Below are 22358 nucleotides of genomic sequence, written 5' to 3'. Positions count from 1 at the left end.
ATTCGGCATCGCACGGACATCGGGCTCCTCTTCCGTCAGCGCTGACCTCTGGGTAATCGATTACTGGTAATCGATTACCCGATGCTAGGGCACAGCGTCAGCCGTGGTCAAGCCTCACCTCAGAGAATCTCCAGGGCGTCGGCTACCGGCGACGGCGGGCGTCGGGTGCTGGGGCGATCCAGGTAGAAGAATGCCACCGACGCGATGTCGTCGCGGAGCGGCAAATAGCGTCCGCCACTGCGCCATCCCAGCGCCTGGATGTCCACGGCGAGTTCGGAGTGGAACGTAATCGGGTCGGGCACGTGCCAGCGGTACATGCCGAAGCGTTGCTGGGACCGGTACAGCCCATCGGGGCGGATCACCTGCGGCATCCCCAGGTAGGGAGTGGAAAACGTCGTGTATCCCTGCCCCGGGACATCGAAGTTCCAGGCACCACCGACGTAATCCTCCGTACCGGTGCCGCAGATGGTCGGGTGCCCGCCGGCCTGGTCACCGTCCAGATAGAACTTGATCTCACCCTCTCCCCACCACCCGGAGGAGTTCACTCCCCAGGCCAGATACGTCCCGGCGTAATGCCCGCGGCCCTGCACGCCCTCCAGGAGTACGTGGGGGGATGCCTCCGGCAGCGGATTCGAGCGACGCCACTGGGCATGCAGTCGCGCAGATCCCGGTTGCTCCCCGATCTCATACGTGACCTGGAAATACACGATCGCTTCGTCATCGGAGAGGTTCTCCAGGGTCAGCCGGGCCCCGTCGGCGAAGGGCATCGGCCAGTAGGAATTGAACCCACCGTGTGGATTCACCGCGATCATGGCCGAGTTCACCTGGGCGAACTGCCCCCAGCCCTGACCGAAGAAGTCGCCGACGGGAACCTCGACGGCCGGTTCCTGGGCACCGTCCCAGTACGCGCGCAGCAGGAGCCGTCGCCAGTTACTGGTGTGGGTGGTCAGCCAGATGTGGGTGATCCGACCCGGACCGGCGATCTGGGCCAGGTCGTAGGTGCTGTGTGGGGCGATCGCCACACTGGGTGAGACCTTCCAGCCGACTCCCAGGTCACGGGCTGCCGCTGCGCCCGTGCCGTCCGTCGCGCGAGCGCCCCCACCCCGTTCGCCAGTGGGGTTCTCGGGGCTGATCGATCTGGTCTCGGTCTCACGCAGGGCTGCGATATCTCGGTGCATCCTTCTCATTTCCTCGCCATTGTCGGTGGGCATCGTGACGGCGGCCCGGCCCGGAGCCCGCCGCGCTTGGTTGCTTCAGGAAGCCGGAACCGGCCCGGTGGTCCCGCGGACCTTCATCTCCGGTGCCATCAGGACGTGCACGGCCTCGGTCTGATCGTCGGCGGCCCGGGCAAGCAATCGCTCCGCCGCCAATCGGCCCAGAGCCTCGACCGGTTGGGCGATCAGGGTGAGGTTGGGGTTGACCATGGTGGTCCACCGTTCATCGTCGACGCCCAACAACGAGATGTCGTCGGGCATGCGGAGGCCGCTGCGCTGGATCGCGCGGTAAGCACCGGTGCTCAGCGGGCCGTTGCTGGCGAAGATGGCCGTCGGACGGTCCGCCCGGTCCAGCATGGCTCGCACCGCCGTCTCGGCTTCATCGGCTTTGAGGTCGGTGCGCACCAGGTGCCGGCCCTGCATCGGCAGCCCCGCGGCCTCCAGGACCTCACGGATCCCGAGCAGCCGGTCCTCGGTGGTACTCACCCCTGAGGGACCTGCCATGGTGAAGACCTCCCGGTGGCCCAGGTCCAGTAGATGGCGGCCCGCCAGTCGCCCGGCCTCGACATTGTCCATCAGGATGGTGTCCCCGGTGAAACCCTGCACCCGGCGGTCGACCACCACAGTGGGGATGTGCGCATCGAGCAGTGGCGTCAGATCCGAGTGCTGCTCCGACGTCACAGACACCACCACGCCGGCCATTCGTTGCGCGATGGCCGCCTCCAGATAGGCCCTCTCGCGGTCGAGCTGTTCGTCTGTGTTGCACAACATCACCGAGTAGCCCGCGGAGACGGCGACGTGTTCGACGGCCGTCACCAGCGAGGTGAAGAACGGGTTCTGCACATCTGAGACGACTGCCGCCCAGATGTCGGCGCGCTGGCGGCGCAGTGCCCGGCCGTTGGAGTTGGGTACGTACCGAGTTGCTGCTGCGGCGGCGCGTACCCGCTCGGCCAGCTCTGGATCCACCGACGGGGCACCGTTGAGCACTCGAGAGACCGTTGCCGTGGAGACCCCGGCCTCCCGGGCAACGTCGGTAATCCGCACAGTACGTCGCCTCACGTCTCGATGCTCCCATAGTCGTCGCCCGTCGACGCCTCCTCACGCAGGTACACCTCGATCTCACTGACTGACGTGTAACCACCCCAGCCACCACTGGGCCCGCACAGCCGCACGCCGGTGGTCACCTGGGGGCCGAAATCGAAGGTGTACCGGCGCGCACCGGTAGCGGTGGAGTCCGGTGGATAGGGCGGGCTGATCCGGGCCGGAACGTGTTCCCACTGCCCGCTCCGGCGCACCTGCACTACTGGCGGCTGCGCGAACCAGCCCGCTCCGGCGTCCCGGGGTCCGGTGCTCAGCACTACCTGATTGCACCGGATCGGCGCCGGCCAGGTGTAGCCCCACCAGTCCTGCTCCTGGCGCAATCCGTTCCAGGAGTCCTCGGCACGCGCGCTGGTGCCGTCGTTGAGGACCTCGAGCCGTCCGTTTCGGGACGCGCTGGCGATCGGATGCACTCCGGGTATGCGGGCGAGGTTCGTCCGGCTCGGATGCTTCTGGGCGGCGCCTTGCCGCTCAGGATCAAGGCGCAGAGGACGCAGCGAGAATTGATAGGAATTCCCGGGGTAGCTGCCGGCCCGGTAGAACCAGTTGGATTGCACCCAGGCATCCCGACCATCGGAGGAGATGAATTTGCTCGGGATCGTGGTGGCATAGCCGCCGTGGTGGGCCAGGTCGACCTTGGGACCCAGCCAACCACTGAGCGGACCGAAGTCCCGGCGGAGGAAGTGCCGCCACGGCCCCCAAGGGGCAGGCGCTTCGTAGAACTCGAAGGTGTATTCGGTCCAGGAGGAATACAGATACCGCCGCAGTCCGGCGTTATAGACCACTCCGCCCTGGGCGATCATCGTCCCGTCGGGGCGCGGCGACACACCGGGTAGGGACGGCCACCGACTTGTGCGCCGACGGTCGGTGAGCACCGCAATCCGGTCCTGCAGGTGCACGCTCCACATCGGCCTGCCATCAGCCCGGTGGCCGGCAAAGAACTCCCAGGCGTCGCGGTCCTGCACCGCCCGGGCGGGTACCCGGGCCAGGAAGAGGTCGACCGGGTCGGGCACGGCGCCGGAGTAGGACGTGCGCCAGTTGTGGTCCAGACCGTAGGCATAGACCATCGGCTGGCAGTCGCCGAGAACTGAGACCCCGGAGTTGCTCTGCCCGAAATCCAAGAACATCACCGTGGTGAACTCGCCGGTGAACATCACTCCTGAACCCTGGTCCCATGTGCGGCCGTAGTCCTCGGAGCACACGATGCCCGCAGCCGGAGCAGTGTTGAAGGTGTCCGGGGATTCGCCGCAGCGCAAGTCCTGCACCGCCAGGTACAACTCATCACGCCCGTCGCCGTTACCGTCCACTGCCACCATGCCGGTGGGCTTGGAATTGAACGTGGCCGGGTCAGTCCATACCGGACTCACCTCGCGCCCGGCAGCGAGCCGGGCACCCTCCAATCCAGTGCGGGGGTGCCCTTCGATGCGGTTGACCACGATGTCGGCGAAGTCGTCCTGAGCGAACCCGGTACCGTCCCCACAGGCGGTGTACAACGCACCATCGTCAGCCCATGCGCTCGGCCACAGATCTCCGTCGCTAGACGTGCTCAGGGTCGCAGCCGCCCCCACGTGCGCGACCGCGAAGAAGTCCGACGACGCAGCACCCTCGACATCATCATCCGCTGCCATGGCACCGATAGTAATCGATTACCCATTGGCCTGCGAACATCTCTCCGGTGTTTGCGGCGCCCCGCCCCGCCACCTGGGACTCCCGGGCCCCGCCGGGCGCTACCGTGACCGGGTGAGCACCGATACCGCCCCGCGACGCCCCCGCTACGACGACGACCTGCGGCTGGCGCACGTGATCGCTGACCAGGTCGACGCCCAGACGATGGCCCGGTTCAAGGCCCTCGACCTGCACGTGGAGACCAAACCGGACACCACGCCGGTCACCGATGCCGACCGCAGCGCCGAGGAGATCGTGCGCGGCCAGCTCAGCCGCACCCGGCCCCGAGACGCGGTCCTGGGCGAGGAGTTCGGCGCCACCGGGCACGGTTCGCGTCAGTGGGTGATCGACCCGATCGACGGCACCAAGAACTTCATCCGGGGCGTGCCGGTCTGGGCCACCCTGATCGCACTGGTCGACGACGGCGAACCGGTGCTCGGGCTGGTCTCGGCGCCGGCACTGCAACGTCGATGGTGGGCCGCGCTCGGGTCCGGTGCCTGGACTGGCCGCGCCCTCTCGGCGGCCAGCCGCATGGAGGTCTCCGGGGTCCGCGATCTGGCCGATGCCTCCCTGTCCTACTCCAGTCTGGACGGATGGGACGAGATCGGGCTGCTTGATGCGTTCCTGGACCTGACCGAGGCGTTGTGGCGCACCCGCGCCTACGGAGACTTCTGGTCCTACATGATGGTCGCCGAGGGCGCGGTCGACATCGCGTGCGAACCCGAGTTGGCGCTGCATGACATGGCGGCTCTGGTGCCGATCGTGACCGAGGCGGGCGGCCGATTCACCTCGCTGGCCGGGGCCGACGGTCCCTTCGGTGGGAACGCGCTGGCCACGAACACCCACCTGCACGACGCGGTGATGGGCTACCTGGCCCGGCCCGCACAGTAGGTCACCCGGGCGTCACGACACGGCTCGTCAGGTCAGCAGATCGGCGCGCTCGCTCACGTCGTACCAGAGCAGGTCCAGTTCGGCGACGGCCTCCTCGGCTCCGGCCTGCCCGGCTATGGCCCCGCGCAACTGGGCGGCGCCGGCGAGGTCTGTTCGGTCGTCGATGTGGAAGGAGACCACGGCGCGCCAAGGTACGGCCGGGGCGAACACCGCCGAGGGCTCCGGATCGCCTTGCGGTACCTCGACATCGTCGATATCGGCCGCGACCACCACCCGCACCGGCGGCTCATGACCGCGGTCCCGCAGCATGGCCAGGCTGTCGGCTGCGGCCGCCACCAGGGCCTGGAACTCCCCTGCCTCGGCGTCGTCACTGTCACCGCCTGCGGTGCCGAGCGCGGCGGCGAGGGCAGGGGTGAGGGCATGGCCGCGGCGCGGGGGCAGGCCCTCGGTGCCGGCCAGGTCGGCCAGCGTGGCTGGGAGATAGACGCGCATGGTCACAGTGTGTCCTATCCGGGCCGGCGCAGCCGTCCGCTCAGCCGTCCGCGCAGCCGTCCGCGCAGCCCGGCCCGCACCGGGGCGGTGCCGCTGATCCGGTGTGCCAGGGCCTGAGCCGCGAGACGGGCCGAGGACTTCGGCGCGGCCTCCGCCCAGGTCGAGGCGGTCAACAGGGCCCGATCGGCCGCGTTCCGGTCGTCGGGGATCAGCACCGGGTCGCTGATCCCGGCGAAGCGGGCCAGCGCCTCGCGCACCGAGTCCTGCGGACGCGGGCCGGCGGCACCTGCGCGCACCCGGTTGACCACCACGGTGCGGCGCGGCAGTTCCTCCAGGTCCAGCACGGTATGCACCAGCCGCTCGATCCCGATGGGTTCGGCCGCGCCGACCACGAGCACCTCATCGGCCTCATCCAAGACCGCGGCGGCCACAGCGTTGCGTCCGGCGGTGAGCATCGGCTCGTAGTCGCCGTCGTCATCGGGCACCCGCACCGGGCCGTCGATGATCACCCATGAGTAGACCGTGCGCGCAACCTGGACGACGCTGCGCAGGCTCGCCGCGCCGATCTCACGCCAACGGGACGCCCGGGGCAGCCCGGTGAGCAGATGCAGCCCGCCGTCGACCTCGCAGGCGATGCGGGCCAACGCAGTGGCGTCCAGGGTGCCCTGGTCAGCCGCCCTGACCGCAGCGGCAAGCCCGGCCGATTCGCTGAGCACGCCGAGCATCTGGGCCAGCGCGGAGCCCCAGATGTCGGCGTCGATGCACAGCACGCCCTGCCCGGTCCCGCTGATCTCGTGGGCCAGGTTCACCGCGATCGTGGACCGGCCCGGGGATCCCGGAGGACCGCAAACGGTGACCACGGTGCCGAGCCGGCCCGTACCCTTCGTCTGCGCCGGATCGGGCACCGGCGGCTCGACGGGGGCCGACACGGGCACCACTCCGCGCCCAGCCACGTCACGGATCGCGGAGACCAGGTCCGCATCGGGATCAGCGGGCACGGCACCCATCTGGCGCACCCGAGCGTGCTCGGTCGGGCCGGCCACCACCACGGTGGGGACCCCGGCAGCGGCGAGCCGGTCGATCGCCATCCGGTCGATGCCGGACTCTGCGTCGGTGACCGCCACCACGCCGACACCGGCGATGGCGGCGGCGAGGAGTTCGGCGACATCGGCGCAGCGCCGGGTCACCGTCATGTCCGAGGCCGCGGCGACGTCCCGGACCAGGCGTTCCTCGACGCCGCCCGGCAGTGCCACCAGCACGCCCAGGCTCATCGGCTACGCACCCGGACCCGGCACCAGGATCACCTCGGCGCCGGAGGACAGCGCCTCGAGCACGTCGGCCAGGTCGGCCTCCGCGATCAGGACCTGGACGTGCACCTGGTTTGCGCCGGCGAACAAGGCGGTGTCCTCGAGCACCTCAGCGACCTGAACGTCCGGCAGAAGCTGAACCGGGGGGAGCACTGCGCCGATGCTCCCTTGTGGGTCCGGCCGGGCCACCCACACGTCCACACGGCTGCCGCGTGCCAACGACGTCGCCGCCGAGGCGTCGGTGGGGATGGTCACCGGTCGTAGGTCCAACTGGACGGCACTGCCGATCGCCGCCGCCGGCACCAGTTCCCCGGCACCGACGGTGCGCAGCACCACCGCATCGGCCGGCACGTCTTCCTCGGGGGTCAGGTAGGTCTGCATCAGCCCGGACATCTGGACCTGGACCACCTCCAGATCATCCATGGTGATGGGTTCACCAGGTACCAGGACCTCCCTGGCGGTGTAGGCGGGCACGGTCGCCCCGGCCTGCGTGACCACCCAGGAGCCCAGTGCGACCGAGGCCGCAACCAGAAGCACTCCGATGCCCAGCCGCGGATCGCGCCAACTCGGCCGGCGCATCCGCAGTCCCCCTGGTGTCTCGTCCACCGTCGCCCTCCCCTGCGCGTTCCAGCCCTGCGTGGATCAGTGCCCTTACGCCCGTCCTATGGTGCCAAGAACACTCCCCTCGTGTAGGAGTTATGCACAGGGGCTTTGTTCATGCCGGGCGATTTGTCCCACCGGGATGCCAGAATGGGCTCATGCAGCAGCGATTCCTGTCCCTTGCCGACGTGGCCGAGATCCTCTCGATCTCGATGTCACAGGTGCGGGCGCTGGTACGCAGCGGGGAACTCAAGGGGATCCAGATCGGCGGCAAGGGCACCTGGCGGATCGAGGACGCACAGTTGCAGGACTACATCGACCGCATGTACGCCCGGACCCAGGAGCGGCTGCGCGAGGAAGGCCGGGTGGACTGACTCCGCGGTCGAGAATCCGAGCGTCAGAATCTCCACCGGCCATGGGTGGCCGAGGCCACTCAGGTGCCGGACTCCACGCTGACCAGTCCGGACCAGGCGATCGTGACCACGCCGCGCGCATCGACCAGGTCGCAATGGTCGCCGCCCACCCGCGCCAACCGGCCACGGTAGGTGCCGGCGATGGTGTGCACCACCACGGCCAGGTGCTCCTGCGCGAGCGCACGCAGGACGTGACCGAGCCCCAGCCCGCGCTCTACCCGGGTGGGTTCGGGTGCGCTGGGTCCCAGTGGCCTGGCCAGTACCACCGCGGAGCGCGGGATGAGGCTGCGGCGAGCCTCTCGGGCAAGAACGAGCCAGTCCTGAGCCGCGTCGCTCACGACCCCGTCGCGGTCCGAACCGTCCCGTAGCCGCACCTGCAACTGTTCCCCGCGCCGGGCCCGCCACCGGTCCGGGAGCATCGTGGTCGCGATCTCTGCCTCGGCGAGTTCGGCCACCTGCATGGGCACATGCTCGTCCGCGGCCGCTTCGAACTGCGCCTGCAGGTCAGCGAACAGATCATCCCAGCGCATCTGTTCACCGTAGCGATCCGTCCGGCCCTGCACCGGCCGACCTCTGGACAATCACAGCCGACCCGTGTACACATAACACCACTTACCATCATGAACTGACACGAACTGATACGTATAGGGGATTATGATGACGAAGTGGACGACAACGGTGTCGCACACCGGGGGCCGGTTGCTGGGGGCGAGCGTCCTGGCTGCCACCGGCTCCGGGGCGCTCTGGCTCGGCACCGCCCATCTGCTGGACCTGCTCCGGGGACTCGGCCAGGGAACCGGCCGAGGAATCGACGCGGCCACCGCCGCGGTACTCGTGGGCCTGGGCCTGGTGCTGCTGGCCTGGTACGTACTCAGCGGCACGATCACCGCGCTGTGCCTGGCCATGCGGCTGACCGGCTTGGTCTGGTCCGGCGGGGAACGGCTGGTGCGCCGGGCCGGCGCCCCGGCGGTGCGCCGGCTGCTGGGGGGTGGTGCCGGGGCCGTCCTGGTTGCCGGTGCCCTCCTGGGCCCGGCCCACGCGGTCGATGGAGACGATGTCGCCTCGAACCCGGTGCACCTGACGTGGACACCGACCCAGGACCCCGGCCCGGTCGAGGGCGAGGACGACGACGAGTCCTCCACGCCGGACGATGGGTACGGCACGCACGGCGGGGCAGAGCCGGACCAGCAGGAGCCACCAGAGCAGGACGACCGGACCGAGCAGGACGTCGCATCCGGGGTCGACGATCCGCCCGGCCCGGTCTACGTCGTCCAGCCCGGCGACACCCTGTGGTCAGTGGCCGCGCACTCGCTCGGCGAGCAGGCCGAACCGGCCGAGGTCGCCGACTGGTGGCCACGGTGGTACCGCACAAACCTCGACGTCATCGGTGACGACCCGGATCTGATCCATCCGGGCCAGGAGCTCACCCACCCCGAGGGGCGTGCGTCATGACCGCGGTCGGCACCCGGCGGTCCCGCAGCCCTGAACCGGTCACCGCCCTACCGCCCCGGCGAGCCCGGGAACTCCGGGTTCGCCCCGATCCGGTCCGGGCACAGTGGGACCGGGTCCGCTTCACCGGCCCGCAGCGGGAGTCCACCGGGGACGCCCCGGCCGGCGCGGATGCCGGGTCCGGGCACACCGACCTACCGGACCCCGCGAGCTGGGCGGCCACCCTGGCCCGTGCCGCGGTGGAGGTCCTGCAGGGACAGCGCCCGCCGGCGCAACTCATCCGCTGGATGGACGCCGACCTCTGGGCTGCCCTGAACCGGCGGGCCCTGCTCGGAGTGCAGGTAGCCGGTCGTCCGGACCGGCCCGCCCAGGTGCGCCCGCGGCGCGTGCACGGCTGCGCCGTCAGCGCCACGACATGGGAGTTCTCGGTCGTGCTGCATGACGGGCGCCGCATGCGTGCGGTGGCGCTGCGCCTGGAAGTGCTCCGGGGGCGCTGGTGCGCCACCGCGCTGAGCATCGGCTGAGTAGGCCGATGCTCAGCGCGGCTCCTCCACCGGTGCGGAGTCGCCCTCCAACAACTCCTGCTGGTGGGTCCTACCGTCGGTGGTCACCACGGTCACCTCACCGACGATGGACTCATCCCCCGGCGCCCAGGCCGCCCACCACCCGTCCTGCACGGACGCGTGCACCCGGTCGCCCGATTCGGTCACCAGGATCACCTGCTCCACGTCGTGCGCGCTTCGCCCGAACACCGAGGTGAGCGCTCCCGGGAGCTCCTCGCCCTCCCGGCTCCACGTGGCGGTGCCGGCGTGCAGCACCTGCACCCCCTGGGCCGGTGCGATCGTCACCGAGTCCCAGGCGTCGGCGGAGAACCCGGCGTCGCTGGACACCGCACTACTCTCCTCGCCCCGGGTCACGAAGCACTCGGCGAACCGGCCCTGGTCATCAGCGCTGATCACGTAGGTGTACTCCCCGCGAACATCGATCAGCACCGGTTCCAGACCCACCTGCCGAACCTCCGGATCGTCCGGATCCCCCACGATCTCGTGAGCGACCATCGGACACTTTTCCCGGGCCACCCGGGCATCGCCGGCCGAGAAGGGCTCGGGCTGGGCGCTCCAGGTGGCATAGACCGGCGGGGTGGAGAAGATCCACACCAACGCACCCACGGCCAGCGCCAGCACCACCAGCACGCTGGCTGCCACCATCGGTCCGGTCCGGCGCTGTGGCACGAAGTCCCCGGCCTGCGGCCGCCGCGGGGAGTTCAGAATGTGGTGCAGCGCCTCATCCTGCGCCGTGGCGCCCTGGTCCGGGAGGTCCCGGGCCGGATCCAGCGCGCCCAACCGCGCAAGCACCCCGTGCGGTCCGGTGCGAGGCATCACCGATCACCCCCGGTGCGGTGGTCGCTCCCGTACCGGGGGCGGCCACCGCACCTCACGCCCTCCCCCTGCTTCCCCCGGTTGGTGCACCCGGGCCCCGTCCCAATCAACCTCGGGTGCACCCTCCCCTCCATCGCGTGGCTCATCGCGAGTCCCCCTCTCCCCTTGCCTTGACCGAGCGCGCGGCCGGCTCGTCCTCACCCAGCGAACCCGTGTGCGGCCCCGCCCCCTCTCCGGTACCACGGTCGAGCAGGTGCGCCAGCCTGCGCCGGGCCCGCAGTAGCCGGACCGCGAACGTCGAGGGCAGGCACTGCATCACCGTGGCCGCCTCGGTACTGGACAATCCTTCCCAGGCAACCAGCGCGATCACCTCGCGCTCGGCTTCGGTCAACTGCGACCACGCCTGGGCAAGATGCAGCCGTTCCACCGCCTCCACCTCCGCCGAGGGCATCTGCCCCGCCGGCTCGGCGGCCACTTTCGCCAGCAAGGCCTCCTTGCGACCCTCGCTGCGCAGCCTGGTCCCGATCACATTGCGTGCCACCGCGTAGATCCATGGGAGCGCGGTGGCCGGGACCTGATCGATCCGGCGCCAGGTGACGGCGAACGTCTCGGCGACGACGTCCTCGACCTCGGTCACCTCGACTCGTCGCCGGGCGAACCGGCGCACAGCATCGGCATGCTCCACCCACAGGGCGGTGAGCCGTTGCCGGTCGGCGTCGGCGTCGGCGTCGGCGTCGTGCAACGAGTACCTCCTCCATACCCTGTCTATTGCCGGCACCGGTGCAGTTGTTACATCCGACACTGGTGCAGGTGCCGCATCACGTGCGTATTCTCCTGGGGAACCGGCCTCCACGGGGGTGGCCGGGACGCCACTGGAGGACTTATGTCGGCACGTCGACCCTTGCTTCGATCAACCTGCACTCTGGCCGCACTCGCCCTGGCATGGACCGGAATGGCTGCCCTGGGCGGCGCTGCCGGCGCCACCCAGCATGCCGGCCCCGGCCAGGACGACGACGAGACCCCGGCCACCCATGCGTCGGTCGCGCAGTGGCAGGCCTGGGCCGAGCATGATCTGGACCAGGCCCGCCGGTACGACTGGGCCGCGGACTCCGCAGCACGCGGCTGCACCTTGCTCGAGATCGAGTTCACCACCGAGGTAGACCCCGGCTACAACGCTGCCATGGGCGCACCCGCGGAGCTGTCCACCGTCCGGGTGGACCGCGTGGAGGAGTGCGAGGAGCCCACCGCGGAGATGGAGGATTCGACCTCCACGCAGGCGCGCACCGCGTCGGTGCCGCGCGGAACGCGGTGCAACTACGGCACCCGCGGGCCCGGCACGATCTGCTTGAGTTCATCGGGCAGTTGGATCACGGCCTCCTGGCAGAACCGGGGTTCGGCCGCGACGACCGGATTCCTGCGCATCTACCGGATCCCCACCAACGCGAGCCACTGCCCCACCGGCACCACCTGGCACACCGGCGCCCAGACCACCTGGAGCAGCGGACAGACCCGGTCCATCTCCAAGGCGCAGACCCAGAATGGTGCCTACTCCGCCCACATCTGGCGGCAGAACGTCGTCGGCCACTCCAACTGGGGTGGCACCTGCGCGAGGTTCTGAGGCGGCGACTCGGGCCGGCTCGGTGACTCAGCCGGTCCGAGTTCAGCGAGCCGGTCCGAGCTCAGCGACGTTGCGGGCAGCCTTGGCCGCCCGTCGGCGCTGCTCCCGGTTGCCACCGGAAGCCGGGGCGGCCTGCTGGTTGCCTCGCTGGCCACCGCCGGTGGTCACGGTGGTGGCGCCGTCGCCGTCCGCGCTCGGCGCGCTGTAACGCAACCCGGTCGGGCGCTGCGGCACACCCAGACCGAGCGGGTCCGCACGCTCACCGTCCCGCCGCCGCTGGTCGTCCCGCTGGGACGCGCCTGCCCGCTTGCCCGACTTCGACTGATCCTTCCGCGGCTCCACACCGGCCGGCGCGATGGCGCCGTCGGCCTCGCCCTCCTGCGCCACGATGCTCACGCCGTCGACCTGCTGCTCCTCGGGTGCCTTGACCTCGACGTGGAAGAGATAGCCGACCGCTTCCTCCTTGATCGCCTCGTTCATCGCGGCGAACAGGTCGAAGCCCTCGCGCTGGTACTCGATCAACGGGTCGCGCTGGGCCATCGCGCGAAGCCCGATGCCCTCCTTGAGGTAGTCCATCTCGTACAGGTGCTCGCGCCACTTGCGGTCCAGCACCGATAGCACCACGGAGCGCTCGACGTCGCGCATCACCTGCTCACCCAGTTCCTCCTCGCGCTGGGCGTAGGCGACCTTGGCGTCCGAGACCAGTTCTGTGATGAGCTGGTCGGTGGTCAGCCTGGCACGATTTCCGGCTTCCTCCTCCAGGTCCTCCACCGTGATCGAGACCGGGTAGACCGTCTTCAGGTCCGTCCAGAGCTGGTCGGTGTCCCACTCCTCCGGAACGCCCGAGGCCGTGGCCGCGGTGACGATGCCGGTGATGACGTCGGTGATGAAGGTCTGCACCTGGTCGGCCAGATCCTCCCCCTCCAGCACCCGACGACGTTCCTCGTAGACCACCGTGCGCTGCCGGTTCAGCACGTCGTCATACTTCAGGACATTCTTGCGGATCTCGAAGTTGCGGCTCTCCACCTGCCCCTGGGCGCTGGCGATGCCGCGGGTAACCATCTTCGACTCCAACGGCATGTCGTCGGGGTAGGAGGAGGCGTTCATGAACCGCTCGGCCAACCCCGCGTTGAACAGTCGCATCAGGTCATCGCCCATGGACAGGTAGAACCGGGACTCGCCCTTGTCGCCCTGACGTCCGGAACGCCCGCGCAACTGGTTGTCGATCCGGCGCGCCTCGTGCCGTTCGGTGCCGATCACGTACAGTCCGCCGAGTTCGGCGACCTCATCGTGCTCCGCCGCCACCGACTCCTGGGCCTGCTCCAGCACGCCCGGCCAGGCCTGCTCGTACTCCTCGGGGTTCTCGGTGGGGTCCAGGCCACGCCTGGTCATCTCCGAGATCGCGATGTGCTCGGCGTTCCCGCCGAGCATGATGTCGGTACCACGACCGGCCATGTTGGTGGCCACCGTGACCGCGCCCTTGCGCCCGGCCATCGCCACGATCGCACCCTCACGGGCGTGCTGCTTGGCGTTGAGCACCTCATGGGGCACCCGACGCTTCTTCAGCATCTTCGACAGCAGTTCGGACTTCTCCACGCTGGTGGTCCCCACCAGGACGGGCTGCCCCTTGGCATGCCGCTCCACGATGTCCTCGACGACGGCGTTGAACTTGGCGTCCTCGTTCTTGTACACCAGGTCGGACTGGTCGATCCGGGCCAGTGGCCGGTTCGGGGGGATCTCCACCACGCCGACGTTGTAGGTGTTCTGGAACTCCGCGGCCTCGGTCATCGCGGTACCGGTCATTCCGGAGAGTTTGTCGTAGAGACGGAAGTAGTTCTGCAGCGTGATCGTGGCCAAGGTCTGGTTCTCGGCCTTGATCGCCACGTCCTCCTTGGCCTCGATCGCCTGGTGCATGCCCTCGTTGTAGCGGCGCCCGGCCAGGATCCGGCCGGTGTGCTGGTCCACGATCAGCACCTCACCGTTGAGGACCACGTAGTCCTTGTCCCGGGTGAACAGTTCCTTGGCCTTGATCGCGTTGTTCAGGAAGCCGATCAGCGGGGTGTTCAGGGACTCGTACAGGTTCTCGATGCCCAGGTAGTCCTCGACCTTGGAGATCCCGGACTCCAGCACCCCGACGTTCTTCTTCTTCTCATCGACCTCATAGTCGCCGTCCCGCTCCATCCGGCGCACCAGCCGGGCGAACTCGGAATACCACTTGTTCGCCTCCCCGGCAGCCGGGCCGGAGATGATCAGCGGAGTGCGCGCCTCGTCGATGAGGATCGAGTCCACCTCGTCCACGATGGCCATGTTGTGGCCGCGCTGGACGAGTTCATCCTTCGACCAGGCCATGTTGTCGCGCAGGTAGTCGAAGCCCAGTTCGTTGTTCGTGCCGTAGGTGATGTCAGCGGCGTACATCTTCCGGCGCTCGTCCGGCTTCTGCCCGGCCACGATCAGCCCGGTCTCCATGCCCAGGAAGCGGTACACCCGCCCCATCAACTCGCCCTGGTAGCGGGCCAGGTAGTCGTTCACGGTGACCACATGCACGCCCTTGCCGGACAGGGCGTTCAGGTAGGCCGGGAAGGTGGCCACCAGCGTCTTGCCCTCACCGGTCTTCATCTCGGCGATGTTGCCCAGGTGCAGCGCCGCGCCACCCATGATCTGCACGTCGTAGGCGCGCTGACCCAGGGTTCGTACCGCGGCCTCGCGGACGACGGCGAAGGCCTCGGGCAGCAGTGCGTCCAGACTCTCTCCGCCGGCGACCTGCTCGGTGAACCGGTCGGTCTCTTCGCGCAGTTCGGCGTCGGTGAGGTCGCTGACCGACTCCTCCAGCGCGTTGACCTGGTCGGCCAGGGCACGCAGAGTCTTGAGGATCTTCCCCTCGCCCATCCGCAGGATCTTGTCGAGGATCGAAGGCACGCAGGTCTCCAGAGTGTGTGGCGGAGCAGCCGGTGGTTCCCGGCGGTGTCCATGGTATGCGAGTTGGCTCCCGGACCGAACCGAACGATCCTGCGGTCCTGCCGGCGCGGGCCCTACAACTGCTCGATCAGTGCGCTGGTGAGGTCCCCACCGGCGCCCTGGGCCACGGTGATCGTGCCCAGGCCCGACCAGGTGGCCACCTGGCCCAGTTCCGCAGCCAGCGGTGCCGCGATCGCGGCACGTGCGCCCGGTGTCGCGGCGCCGTCCTCGGCGAAGGCGTGGTTCACCACCAGCGCGCCGGCAGCCCGGTCGGCCTTCAGGTCCACGCGCGCCACCAGATCCTCACCCCACAGGAAGGGCAGCACGTAATAACCGTGGGTGCGCTGATGGGCGGGGGTGTAGATCCCGATCCGGTAGTGCATGCCGAACAGTGCCCGCAGCCGGCGCCGCTCGAACACCAGCGGGTCGAACGGAGCCAGCAGCGCCCGCCCATGAACCGACCGGGGCACCGGAGCCTGCGCGTAGCGGTAGAGCGGGGCGTCCCATCCGTGCACCTGCACGCGCTCGAGCGTCCCGGCGGCAAGCAGGTGCTCGATCGCCGCCCTGGTCTGGCCAACCGGCATCCGGAAGTAGTCGGCCAGGCACCGTGGCGAGCCGATCCCATGGGCACGGGCGGCGATTTTGACCAACTCGATCATCGCCTCGGCCCGGTCCGGCGCGTCCTCGGGCCGCAGGTGCGCAGGGAGCACCCGCTCGGGCAGGTCGTAGACACGTTCGAACTGTCTGTTGCGGTGGGCGCACGCCAGCAACCCGGCGGCGAAGGCGGCCTCGAGCACCTGCTTGGCCACCGTCCAGTTCCACCCCCAGTGCTCCTTCGGCCCGCGTTCGTGTCCCAGTTCGGCGTGGATCTGAGCGGCGGTAGCCGGGCCGTGCTCGGTGATCAGCCCCATGATCTGCCCCAACAACCCGGGGTGCTCGAGCCGCAAGGACGCCAGCCGGGCGCTCACGCGCGGTCCCGTCATCCGCCAGCGCAGCAACTGGTAGGTCGAGGGCGGCACCAGTGCCGCCTCGTGCGCGAAACACTCCACCAGCCGCCGGGGGCGGGAGGCACTCCCCGTGGTGGCACGGTCCAGCAGTGCCGGATCGTAGGGACCCAGCCGGGCCAGCACCGGCAGCAGATGCGCGCGAGCCAGGACGTTCACCGAGTCGATCTGCAGCAACCCCACCCGGTTGATCATCGACTGCAGGTGGCGCATCGTCACCGCCCCGGCGGGTCTGGCCTGCGCCGGTGCGCCGGCCAGACCCTGTGCGGTGAGGGCGATTCGGCGGGCCTGCGCCGGCGTGAGCCGGCGCGAGGGCAGTGCGGATCGGCTCATCGCCACCTCATCGGCTGGCTACGCTCTCCAGCGGCTGGGCGGAGTAGTTCAACCGGATCACGCCGTAGGTCCACCCGTGGCGGTGGTAGACCACGCAGGGCTGGTCCGTCTCGGAATCGATGAACAGGTAGAACGGGTGGCCCACGAGTTCCATCTCGGCCAGCGCCTGGTCCACCGTCATCGGCTTACTCTCGTGCATCTTCTGGCGGATGATCACCGGGGAGTCCCCGAGCTGATCCTCCACCGCGACGCCGGGCTCGGTGGGTGCGGTCGGACCGTTGGACTCGGGCGCGGGTTCCTCCACCACGTCGGTGACCAGATCGGGGGCGACGACGTCCTGCCACGGGGGCGCGGCAGGACGGCCCTTGTGGTTCTTTCGCCGGTCCCGGGCTCGCCGCAGTCGCTCCATCAGCTTTCCCGCCGCCAGGTCCAGGGCCGCGTGCCGGTCCTGTGCGCTGGCCTCGGCCCGCACCACCGGACCCTTGGCCCTCACCGTCAACTCCACCCGCTCTGCCTTGTCCGCCTGACGCGGGTTGCGCTCGTGGGTGACCTCCACATCGACGCGCTGGGCGTAGGGCGAGAGTTGGCTGACCTTGGCCAACTTCTCCTCCGCGTGCCTGCGGAAGCGCTCCTGCACCTCGGTGTGGCGAGAGACGACGACGATTTCCATGACGACCTCCGGTGTCAAGAAGAGTTCGGGAGCGGTGTTCACCGGTCCTGAGCGGGGTGTTGCGCCACTGCGGCCCGTGCGGCCCAATGGCTCGTGCGGAGTCGATCCCCCCCGTCCGGATTCTCGATTCAGTTCCATGATCAGACGCTACTGCGCCCGTCCCGGTTTTGCCCAACTGAACGGGCATCGTCTGCGCCCACAGCCTATTCGGACCGGCCGAGCCGGGCCCCGGCCATAGGTCCTAGGGGTCACTGCCAGGTAGCGCTGCCCGGGCCCGGAGTGGCCGCCAGCACCACCGCACCTGCCACGTTGGCCCCGTGCTCCCGCAGCAGCGTGCGGCAGGCGGCCAGTGTGGCCCCGGTGGTGACCACGTCGTCCACCAGCACCACGGCCGTCCGCAATGACCGCGGATCGGTCCGGCGCGCCAAGCTGACCCGCCGGGAGGACCGGCGCGCCGAGGCGCCCAGACGGTGCAGTGACGCATCGGGGGTGCGCAGCACATCCTGGACGTCCACGCGGTGACCCGTGCTCCCCAGGCCCGCGCCGACGGCTCGGGCGAGATCGGCGACGACGAGTTGACGGCGAAGCCGGCGCCGCCACCCCGACGGTGCGGGCAGCACCAGCACCGGTGCGGCTGGTCCGGTGAGCAGGCGCGTCAGTTCCCCACCCAATGCCCCGCCGAGACCGTATCCGACGCCGGCGAAGAACGAGCGCAGATCGGTGCGGGAGTGCCCCTTCCAACTCAGCACCATCCGTCGCGGGCCGCCGCGGTAGGGCGCCAGCGCCCACACCGGTAGACCCGGACGGGGCGGGTGGTCCTGCGCGGCCAGGTAGACGGTGTCGGACTCGCACCGGCGCGGTCGCTGCTGCCACAGCCCGCGGCACCGCCGGCAGATCGCCATGTCCCAGGTGCCACAACCGGCACAGCCGAGCGGCAGCAGCAGGGACGTCAGGTCCGATCCGACGTCACGGCAGGTCGCCACCAGGGCGCTGAGTATCCCCATCGGGGTCAGGGTGCCCGGGAGTTCGGGTAGGTCACCAGCGTCGCTGGGATGGCTGGGGACGCCGCCGCAGCGGGCGCCTGCCTGTGCATCGGAGGACTCGACCGTGGCGCAGATGCTCAGCCGGGGAAGGTCGGTAGCGCGATACTCTCCCCGACCTTGCGCCAGCCCAGGCCACTGCGGGCGTACAGGTCACCCTCTTCGGTGCTGGCATACATCTCCCGCGCACCGCGCGCCGAGGCGATGTCGACCACCTCGGGGACCGTGGGCAACTGCTGGGTCAGGCCACCGATCGGAGTCAGGTGAACCGAGTTGGTTGTTCCGGAGACTCCCAGCACCGCCAAGTGCTGCTCGTCCACCCACACCAGGGTGCTGGCCTCGCGCAGTTGACGTACCACCTGCACGCCCTGGCTCAGCCGCAGCGGTACGCCCGCCTCATCCCGGATCACCGCGTGCACCTCCACCGAGACGCCTCCGTCGATGCGTACGATCACCGCCAAGCGCGTGCCGTCACGGCTGACCCGGGCGGCGAGCAGTTCGGCGTCGGCGAGCAGTTCGGCGCTGACCGGCCGGACCTCCTCGGTGGCACGTACCACCAGGAGTTCACCGGTGTTGGCCGCCGGGCCGGTCCAGACCCACCCGTGCCGGTCGTAACTGGGCGCCACCAGGTCGGGGAACTGGGCGAGCACCACCGGCTCGGGTGCCGCTTCGGTGGGCACCGTGACCAGGTGGTCGGTCCCGGCGAGCATCACCGGTGGCTCACCGTCGTAGCCGATCGCCAGAGCCCGCGGCTGCAACTCCGTCACCGGCAACACATCGGGGAGCGGGGTGATCGGCTCAGTGGCCATCTCGTTGAAGGAGCCCAGCACCTCCTGCTCCACGTCCAGCACCACCGGGGAACGGCCCACCGCAGGGTCGCGCGTGACGTCCAGGCCATCGACCGGGGAGTCCCACGCCACGCCGTCCACGGTGATCTCCACGCGTTGCACCTGGGGCAGGCCGAGCAACGTCTGCTCCACCTGGCTGCGGATCAACTGCCGGGCGGTGGCGTCGGCGGCGAAGGCCTCGGGGGTCAGGTCCACCTGAGCGGTGCCGGCGGAGACGGTCACCGCGGCGAAGGACAGCGCGGTGTCGGCGGGGATGGCGCTGAACACGGCGCCGTCCAACCACTCCACCGGCCCGGCCAGCAATCCACGCATGGCGGCGGTGGGGGCGTTGCGCTGGGGATACCAGCGGGTGTCGGGCACCAGCATGGTCGCATCGGGCGTGAGGAAGTACAACGGAATCTGACGGTACTGGGACCCGAAGATCACCTCCGAGAGCAGCACGCCGTCGCTGAGTTCGTCGATCCGCCACTGCTGCCGCTCGTCCTGGCGGAGGTCGAACTCCAGCGTCGCGCTGGTCTCCACCGGTGCCGGCGTGTAGACCCCGGTACCATCGACCGTCCCGGACACCGTCACCGTGACCTCCACCTGGCCCTCGCCGGTCTCGGTCACCTCGAACGGGTTCGCCCCGGAGTAGACGGTCACCTGGGCGCTCGGACTCCACACCTCGGCGGTCGGTTCGGTCAGGTACTGCCGAGCAACGGTGAAGTCGTCGGTGGTCCCGGCCGCGGCCCCGGCGAGGAACCCGCGAACGATCTGTTCCGGGGAGTCCCCGGGCTGGGGCTCCTCGGCCACCAGGGAGATCGCCTCGGGCTCCGGCGCTCCCTCGATCCCGCGGGTCACCGGACCGGACTCGGGGAAGGAGACACAGCCGGTCAGCAGCGCGGCGGCGGTCAGGACCGCCAGCACCCACCGGCCCCTCATCGGCCCATCTCCAGGTCGTGGTCGGCCAGGCGCGGCACGGTCGCGGGGCCGGCCGGGTCCTCGGGCTCGTGCCGTGGGCTGACCGGCACCTCCGGGCGCTCGGGTACGAGCGCGAGGGGGTGTTCGGTCACGGTCAAACCGGCCCGGCGCGGCACGGTGAGCCGGAAGTTGGCACCATCACCGGGAATTCCCCAGGCCTCCAGGGTGCCTCCGTGCAACCGGGCGTCCTCCTGCGAGATCGCCAGACCGAGGCCGGTGCCGCCCAGGGTGCGGGTGCGGGCCGGGTCCGCACGCCAGAACCTGTCGAACAACCGCTTCGCCTCCGGCGCGGTCATCCCGATGCCGTGATCGCGCACCGTCACCGAAACCGCGGCCTCGTTCGCCCCGACCTGTACCTCGATGGGACCACCCTCCCCGTGCTCGATCGCGTTCACGAGCAGGTTGCGCAGGATCCGCTCCACCCGCCGTGGGTCGATGTCGGCGGCGCAGTTGCCCTCCGGTGCGCTGAGTTTCAGTTCCGATCCATGCCCGTCGGCCAATGGGGCGGTCTCCTCGACCACCCGTTCGACCACCCGGTAAACGTCGACCTCCTCCACGTCCAGCACCGCCGAGCCCGCGTCGAACCGGGAGATCTCCAGCAGGTCGGCCAGGAGCGACTCGAACCGGTCCACCTGGGTGGCCAGCAACTCCGCGGACCGGGCCTGCACGGGATCGAAGGAGTCACGCTCGGCGTGCAGTACCTCGGCGGCCATCCGGATCGTGGTCAGCGGGGTGCGCAACTCGTGGGAGACGTCGGAGACGAACCGCTGCTGCATCCGGGACAACTCGGCCAACCGCTCGATCTGGTCCTGCAGGCTCTGGGCCATGTCGTTGAAGGCGCTGCCCAGCACACCCAGCTCGTCACCACCCCGCACCGGCATGCGTTCGTCGAGGCGCCCGTCCGCGAGCCGGCTGGCGGTTCGCGCGGCAACCCGCACCGGGTCCAGTACCTGGCGGGCCAGGTACCAGGCCATCGCGACCAGCAGCAGGATCAGGCTCACCGCCCCCACCACCAGCACCTGCTGGAGCACCTCCAGGGTCTGGGCCTCGGTGGCCAGGGAGTAGATGAAGTAGATCTCGTGCTCCCCCACGATGGGAAGCGTCACCGTGGAGCCCACCGCGATACCAGGGGTGGGCCCGGCTTCCACGGCCGCGGGCAGGGAGACGGACTGCCACTGCTGGAAGGACTCGGCCCGTACCGCCTCGCGCAGTTCGGGCTCGATCAGCTCTGCCAGAGCCCCGTCCGTCACGGGCAGCAGCAGATCGGTGGGACCCTCCGCCTCCGGGCCGCGCATCAGGAGCACCCCGGCATTGCCGACCGAACCCTCCTGAAGTGACCGCACGACGTCGAGCGCCACATCCTGCACGTCTTGTTCGTTGGAGGCGATCTGGGAGTCGAACCGCTCCTGGGCGGCCTCGGTACGGGCGGCCGCATCGGCCAGGATCTGGTCGCGCCGTTCCTCGAACAGCCCGTCGCGGACCTGGCCGGACAACAACGCGCCCAGCGCTCCCACGGCCACCAGCCCCACCACCACGGTGGTGGTCATCACGCGCACCCACAGCGAACTGCGCCACACCCGGATCAGCGCCCGGGCCGGACCGAGGACCCGGCTGTCCCGGACTCGCTCCCAACCGGACGCGGGTTCTGCCATGTGCGTACTCACCTCACCGTCAGGAGGACGACGGTGCTCCCGCCCGGTACCCGACGCCGCGTACGGTCACGACCACCTCGGGCCGTTCGGGGTCGTTCTCCACCTTCGCCCGCAGACGCTGCACGTGGACGTTCACCAGCCGGGTGTCGGCCTGGTGCCGGTAACCCCAGACCTGCTCCAGCAGCACCTCGCGGGAGAAGACCTGCCACGGCTTGCGGGCCAACGCCACCAGCAGGTCGAACTCCAGCGGGGTCAGGTTGATCACCTCGGTGCCGCGCAGCACCCGGTGCCCGGACACATCGATCACCAGGTCCCCGATGGGCAGTTGCTCCGAACCCTCGGAGTCCTGGCGGCGCAGCCGGGCGCGCACCCGGGCCACCAATTCCTTGGGCTTGAAGGGTTTGGAGATGTAGTCGTCCGCGCCGGCCTCCAGGCCCTGCACCACGTCAGCGGTGTCGCTCTTGGCGGTGAGCATCACGACCGGCACCCCGGACTCCTCGCGGATCCGGCGGCAGATCTCGATCCCGTCCACACCCGGCAGCATCAGGTCCAGCAGCACCAGATCGGGCTGGGTGGTGCGGAAGGCCTCGAGGGCGGCGGCGCCGTCGCCGCAGGTCTCGGTGGTGAATCCCTCGGAGTGCAGCACGATGCTGATCATCTCCGCGAGCGCGGCGTCGTCATCTACTACCAGAACGCGTGCTTCCATCCGCCTAGTGTCCCACCCCGGGGCCGAATCCGGCTGTTGGTTGTCCATGCAAAGATGTCCTCAT

Annotated in this window: 21 protein-coding genes; 5 read left to right on the top strand and 16 right to left on the bottom strand. The window is 69.6% G+C overall.

What is annotated here, in order from left to right:
- Positions 1-119 precede the first annotated feature (119 nt).
- The 3 genes from ACRRRO_RS13400 to ACRRRO_RS13390 form a co-directional block, all read right to left on the bottom strand.
- The gene (locus ACRRRO_RS13400) at positions 120-1178 is read right to left on the bottom strand and encodes a glycoside hydrolase family 172 protein (protein ID WP_424796725.1); all 1059 of its coding nucleotides are present in this window, start codon (positions 1176-1178) and stop codon (positions 120-122) included.
- Between the two features lie 75 nt (positions 1179-1253).
- Positions 1254-2273, bottom strand: a complete 1020-nt coding sequence (locus ACRRRO_RS13395; protein WP_424796724.1) for a LacI family DNA-binding transcriptional regulator — start codon at positions 2271-2273, stop codon at positions 1254-1256.
- Positions 2270-3940, bottom strand: a complete 1671-nt coding sequence (locus ACRRRO_RS13390; RefSeq protein WP_424796723.1) for a hypothetical protein — start codon at positions 3938-3940, stop codon at positions 2270-2272. The genes ACRRRO_RS13395 and ACRRRO_RS13390 overlap by 4 nt, the downstream gene beginning before the upstream one ends.
- Positions 3941-4052: 112 nt before the next feature.
- On the opposite strand from ACRRRO_RS13390, the gene hisN reads away from it, so the two are divergent.
- Positions 4053-4868, top strand: a complete 816-nt coding sequence (gene hisN / locus ACRRRO_RS13385) for a histidinol-phosphatase (RefSeq protein WP_424796722.1) — start codon at positions 4053-4055, stop codon at positions 4866-4868.
- Positions 4869-4895: 27 nt separating this feature from the next.
- On the opposite strand, the gene ACRRRO_RS13380 is transcribed toward hisN, so the two are convergent.
- Genes ACRRRO_RS13380 through ACRRRO_RS13370 form a run of 3 tightly spaced genes read right to left on the bottom strand, consistent with a single transcriptional unit; the run spans position 4896 to position 7273 of the window.
- A complete protein-coding gene (locus ACRRRO_RS13380) occupies positions 4896-5360 on the bottom strand; it encodes a DUF6912 family protein (RefSeq protein ID WP_424796721.1) in 465 nt (154 codons plus the stop codon).
- A gap of 14 nt (positions 5361-5374) precedes the next feature.
- Positions 5375-6631: an AAA family ATPase gene (locus ACRRRO_RS13375; protein ID WP_424796720.1), complete on the bottom strand. Its 1257-nt coding sequence runs from the start codon at positions 6629-6631 to the stop codon at positions 5375-5377.
- Positions 6632-6634: 3 nt separating this feature from the next.
- Positions 6635-7273 (bottom strand): hypothetical protein, encoded by a 639-nt coding sequence (locus ACRRRO_RS13370; RefSeq protein WP_424796719.1) that lies wholly within the window; start codon positions 7271-7273, stop codon positions 6635-6637.
- Positions 7274-7425: 152 nt separating this feature from the next.
- Between ACRRRO_RS13370 and ACRRRO_RS13365 the strand changes: the two genes are divergently transcribed.
- Positions 7426-7641, top strand: coding sequence for a helix-turn-helix domain-containing protein (locus tag ACRRRO_RS13365; RefSeq protein WP_424788630.1), 216 nt, complete (start codon positions 7426-7428; stop codon positions 7639-7641).
- A 59-nt stretch (positions 7642-7700) separates the two neighbouring features.
- Here ACRRRO_RS13365 and ACRRRO_RS13360 read toward each other — a convergent pair whose 3' ends face one another.
- Positions 7701-8210: a hypothetical protein gene (locus ACRRRO_RS13360; protein ID WP_424788631.1), complete on the bottom strand. Its 510-nt coding sequence runs from the start codon at positions 8208-8210 to the stop codon at positions 7701-7703.
- A gap of 127 nt (positions 8211-8337) precedes the next feature.
- Here ACRRRO_RS13360 and ACRRRO_RS13355 point away from each other — a divergent pair, with 127 nt between their 5' ends.
- Together ACRRRO_RS13355 and ACRRRO_RS13350 are read left to right on the top strand one after the other, a co-directional pair.
- A complete protein-coding gene (locus ACRRRO_RS13355) occupies positions 8338-9132 on the top strand; it encodes a LysM peptidoglycan-binding domain-containing protein (protein WP_424796718.1) in 795 nt (264 codons plus the stop codon).
- Positions 9129-9653, top strand: a complete 525-nt coding sequence (locus ACRRRO_RS13350; protein ID WP_424788633.1) for an Rv3235 family protein — start codon at positions 9129-9131, stop codon at positions 9651-9653. Before ACRRRO_RS13355 ends, ACRRRO_RS13350 begins: the two co-directional genes overlap by 4 nt.
- Positions 9654-9665: 12 nt before the next feature.
- Here the strand turns inward: ACRRRO_RS13350 and ACRRRO_RS13345 are convergent, their stop codons facing one another.
- Positions 9666-10508: a hypothetical protein gene (locus ACRRRO_RS13345; RefSeq protein WP_424796717.1), complete on the bottom strand. Its 843-nt coding sequence runs from the start codon at positions 10506-10508 to the stop codon at positions 9666-9668.
- 142 nt (positions 10509-10650) lie between these two features.
- Positions 10651-11250: an RNA polymerase sigma factor gene (locus ACRRRO_RS13340; protein ID WP_424796716.1), complete on the bottom strand. Its 600-nt coding sequence runs from the start codon at positions 11248-11250 to the stop codon at positions 10651-10653.
- A 210-nt stretch (positions 11251-11460) separates the two neighbouring features.
- Between ACRRRO_RS13340 and ACRRRO_RS13335 the strand changes: the two genes are divergently transcribed.
- Positions 11461-12126 carry a hypothetical protein gene (locus tag ACRRRO_RS13335; protein ID WP_424796715.1) on the top strand — a complete coding sequence of 222 codons (666 nt, stop codon included), beginning with the start codon at positions 11461-11463 and terminating at the stop codon, positions 12124-12126.
- A 42-nt stretch (positions 12127-12168) separates the two neighbouring features.
- Here ACRRRO_RS13335 and secA read toward each other — a convergent pair whose 3' ends face one another.
- From secA to mtrA, 7 genes are all read right to left on the bottom strand, one after another.
- Entirely contained in the window at positions 12169-15042 is a 2874-nt protein-coding gene (gene secA / locus ACRRRO_RS13330; RefSeq protein ID WP_434080399.1) for a preprotein translocase subunit SecA, read from the bottom strand.
- Positions 15043-15155: 113 nt separating this feature from the next.
- Entirely contained in the window at positions 15156-16418 is a 1263-nt protein-coding gene (locus ACRRRO_RS13325; RefSeq protein ID WP_424796713.1) for a winged helix-turn-helix domain-containing protein, read from the bottom strand.
- A gap of 7 nt (positions 16419-16425) precedes the next feature.
- Entirely contained in the window at positions 16426-17088 is a 663-nt protein-coding gene (gene hpf / locus ACRRRO_RS13320) for a ribosome hibernation-promoting factor, HPF/YfiA family (RefSeq protein ID WP_424788672.1), read from the bottom strand.
- Positions 17089-17336: 248 nt separating this feature from the next.
- Positions 17337-18092 carry a phosphoribosyltransferase family protein gene (locus ACRRRO_RS13315; RefSeq protein ID WP_424796712.1) on the bottom strand — a complete coding sequence of 252 codons (756 nt, stop codon included), beginning with the start codon at positions 18090-18092 and terminating at the stop codon, positions 17337-17339.
- Between the two features lie 116 nt (positions 18093-18208).
- The gene (locus ACRRRO_RS13310) at positions 18209-19897 is read right to left on the bottom strand and encodes an LpqB family beta-propeller domain-containing protein (protein WP_424796711.1); all 1689 of its coding nucleotides are present in this window, start codon (positions 19895-19897) and stop codon (positions 18209-18211) included.
- The gene (gene mtrB / locus ACRRRO_RS13305) at positions 19894-21588 is read right to left on the bottom strand and encodes an MtrAB system histidine kinase MtrB (protein ID WP_424796710.1); all 1695 of its coding nucleotides are present in this window, start codon (positions 21586-21588) and stop codon (positions 19894-19896) included. The genes ACRRRO_RS13310 and mtrB overlap by 4 nt, the downstream gene beginning before the upstream one ends.
- 19 nt (positions 21589-21607) lie before the next feature.
- Entirely contained in the window at positions 21608-22294 is a 687-nt protein-coding gene (mtrA, locus tag ACRRRO_RS13300; protein WP_424788642.1) for an MtrAB system response regulator MtrA, read from the bottom strand.
- Positions 22295-22358 lie beyond the last annotated feature (64 nt).

It is taken from the genome of Sanguibacter sp. Z1732 (assembly GCF_051020515.1).
In the GTDB taxonomy this organism is placed as follows: domain Bacteria; phylum Actinomycetota; class Actinomycetes; order Actinomycetales; family Beutenbergiaceae; genus CALKWS01.
This window is presented reverse-complemented; position numbering and strand designations above follow the sequence as displayed.

Coding starts and splice junctions, on each gene's coding strand:
- ACRRRO_RS13400 (WP_424796725.1), bottom strand. CDS start 1,178: ATGCACCGAGATATCGCAGCCCTGCGTGAGACCGAGACCAGATCGATC.
- ACRRRO_RS13390 (WP_424796723.1), bottom strand. CDS start 3,940: ATGGCAGCGGATGATGATGTCGAGGGTGCTGCGTCGTCGGACTTCTTC.
- ACRRRO_RS13380 (WP_424796721.1), bottom strand. CDS start 5,360: ATGCGCGTCTATCTCCCAGCCACGCTGGCCGACCTGGCCGGCACCGAG.
- ACRRRO_RS13375 (WP_424796720.1), bottom strand. CDS start 6,631: ATGAGCCTGGGCGTGCTGGTGGCACTGCCGGGCGGCGTCGAGGAACGC.
- ACRRRO_RS13365 (WP_424788630.1), top strand. CDS start 7,426: ATGCAGCAGCGATTCCTGTCCCTTGCCGACGTGGCCGAGATCCTCTCG.
- ACRRRO_RS13360 (WP_424788631.1), bottom strand. CDS start 8,210: ATGCGCTGGGATGATCTGTTCGCTGACCTGCAGGCGCAGTTCGAAGCG.
- ACRRRO_RS13355 (WP_424796718.1), top strand. CDS start 8,338: ATGACGAAGTGGACGACAACGGTGTCGCACACCGGGGGCCGGTTGCTG.
- ACRRRO_RS13350 (WP_424788633.1), top strand. CDS start 9,129: ATGACCGCGGTCGGCACCCGGCGGTCCCGCAGCCCTGAACCGGTCACC.
- ACRRRO_RS13345 (WP_424796717.1), bottom strand. CDS start 10,508: ATGCCTCGCACCGGACCGCACGGGGTGCTTGCGCGGTTGGGCGCGCTG.
- ACRRRO_RS13335 (WP_424796715.1), top strand. CDS start 11,461: ATGGCTGCCCTGGGCGGCGCTGCCGGCGCCACCCAGCATGCCGGCCCC.
- ACRRRO_RS13325 (WP_424796713.1), bottom strand. CDS start 16,418: ATGAGCCGATCCGCACTGCCCTCGCGCCGGCTCACGCCGGCGCAGGCC.
- hpf (WP_424788672.1), bottom strand. CDS start 17,088: ATGGAAATCGTCGTCGTCTCTCGCCACACCGAGGTGCAGGAGCGCTTC.
- ACRRRO_RS13315 (WP_424796712.1), bottom strand. CDS start 18,092: ATGGGGATACTCAGCGCCCTGGTGGCGACCTGCCGTGACGTCGGATCG.
- ACRRRO_RS13310 (WP_424796711.1), bottom strand. CDS start 19,897: ATGAGGGGCCGGTGGGTGCTGGCGGTCCTGACCGCCGCCGCGCTGCTG.
- mtrB (WP_424796710.1), bottom strand. CDS start 21,588: ATGGCAGAACCCGCGTCCGGTTGGGAGCGAGTCCGGGACAGCCGGGTC.
- mtrA (WP_424788642.1), bottom strand. CDS start 22,294: ATGGAAGCACGCGTTCTGGTAGTAGATGACGACGCCGCGCTCGCGGAG.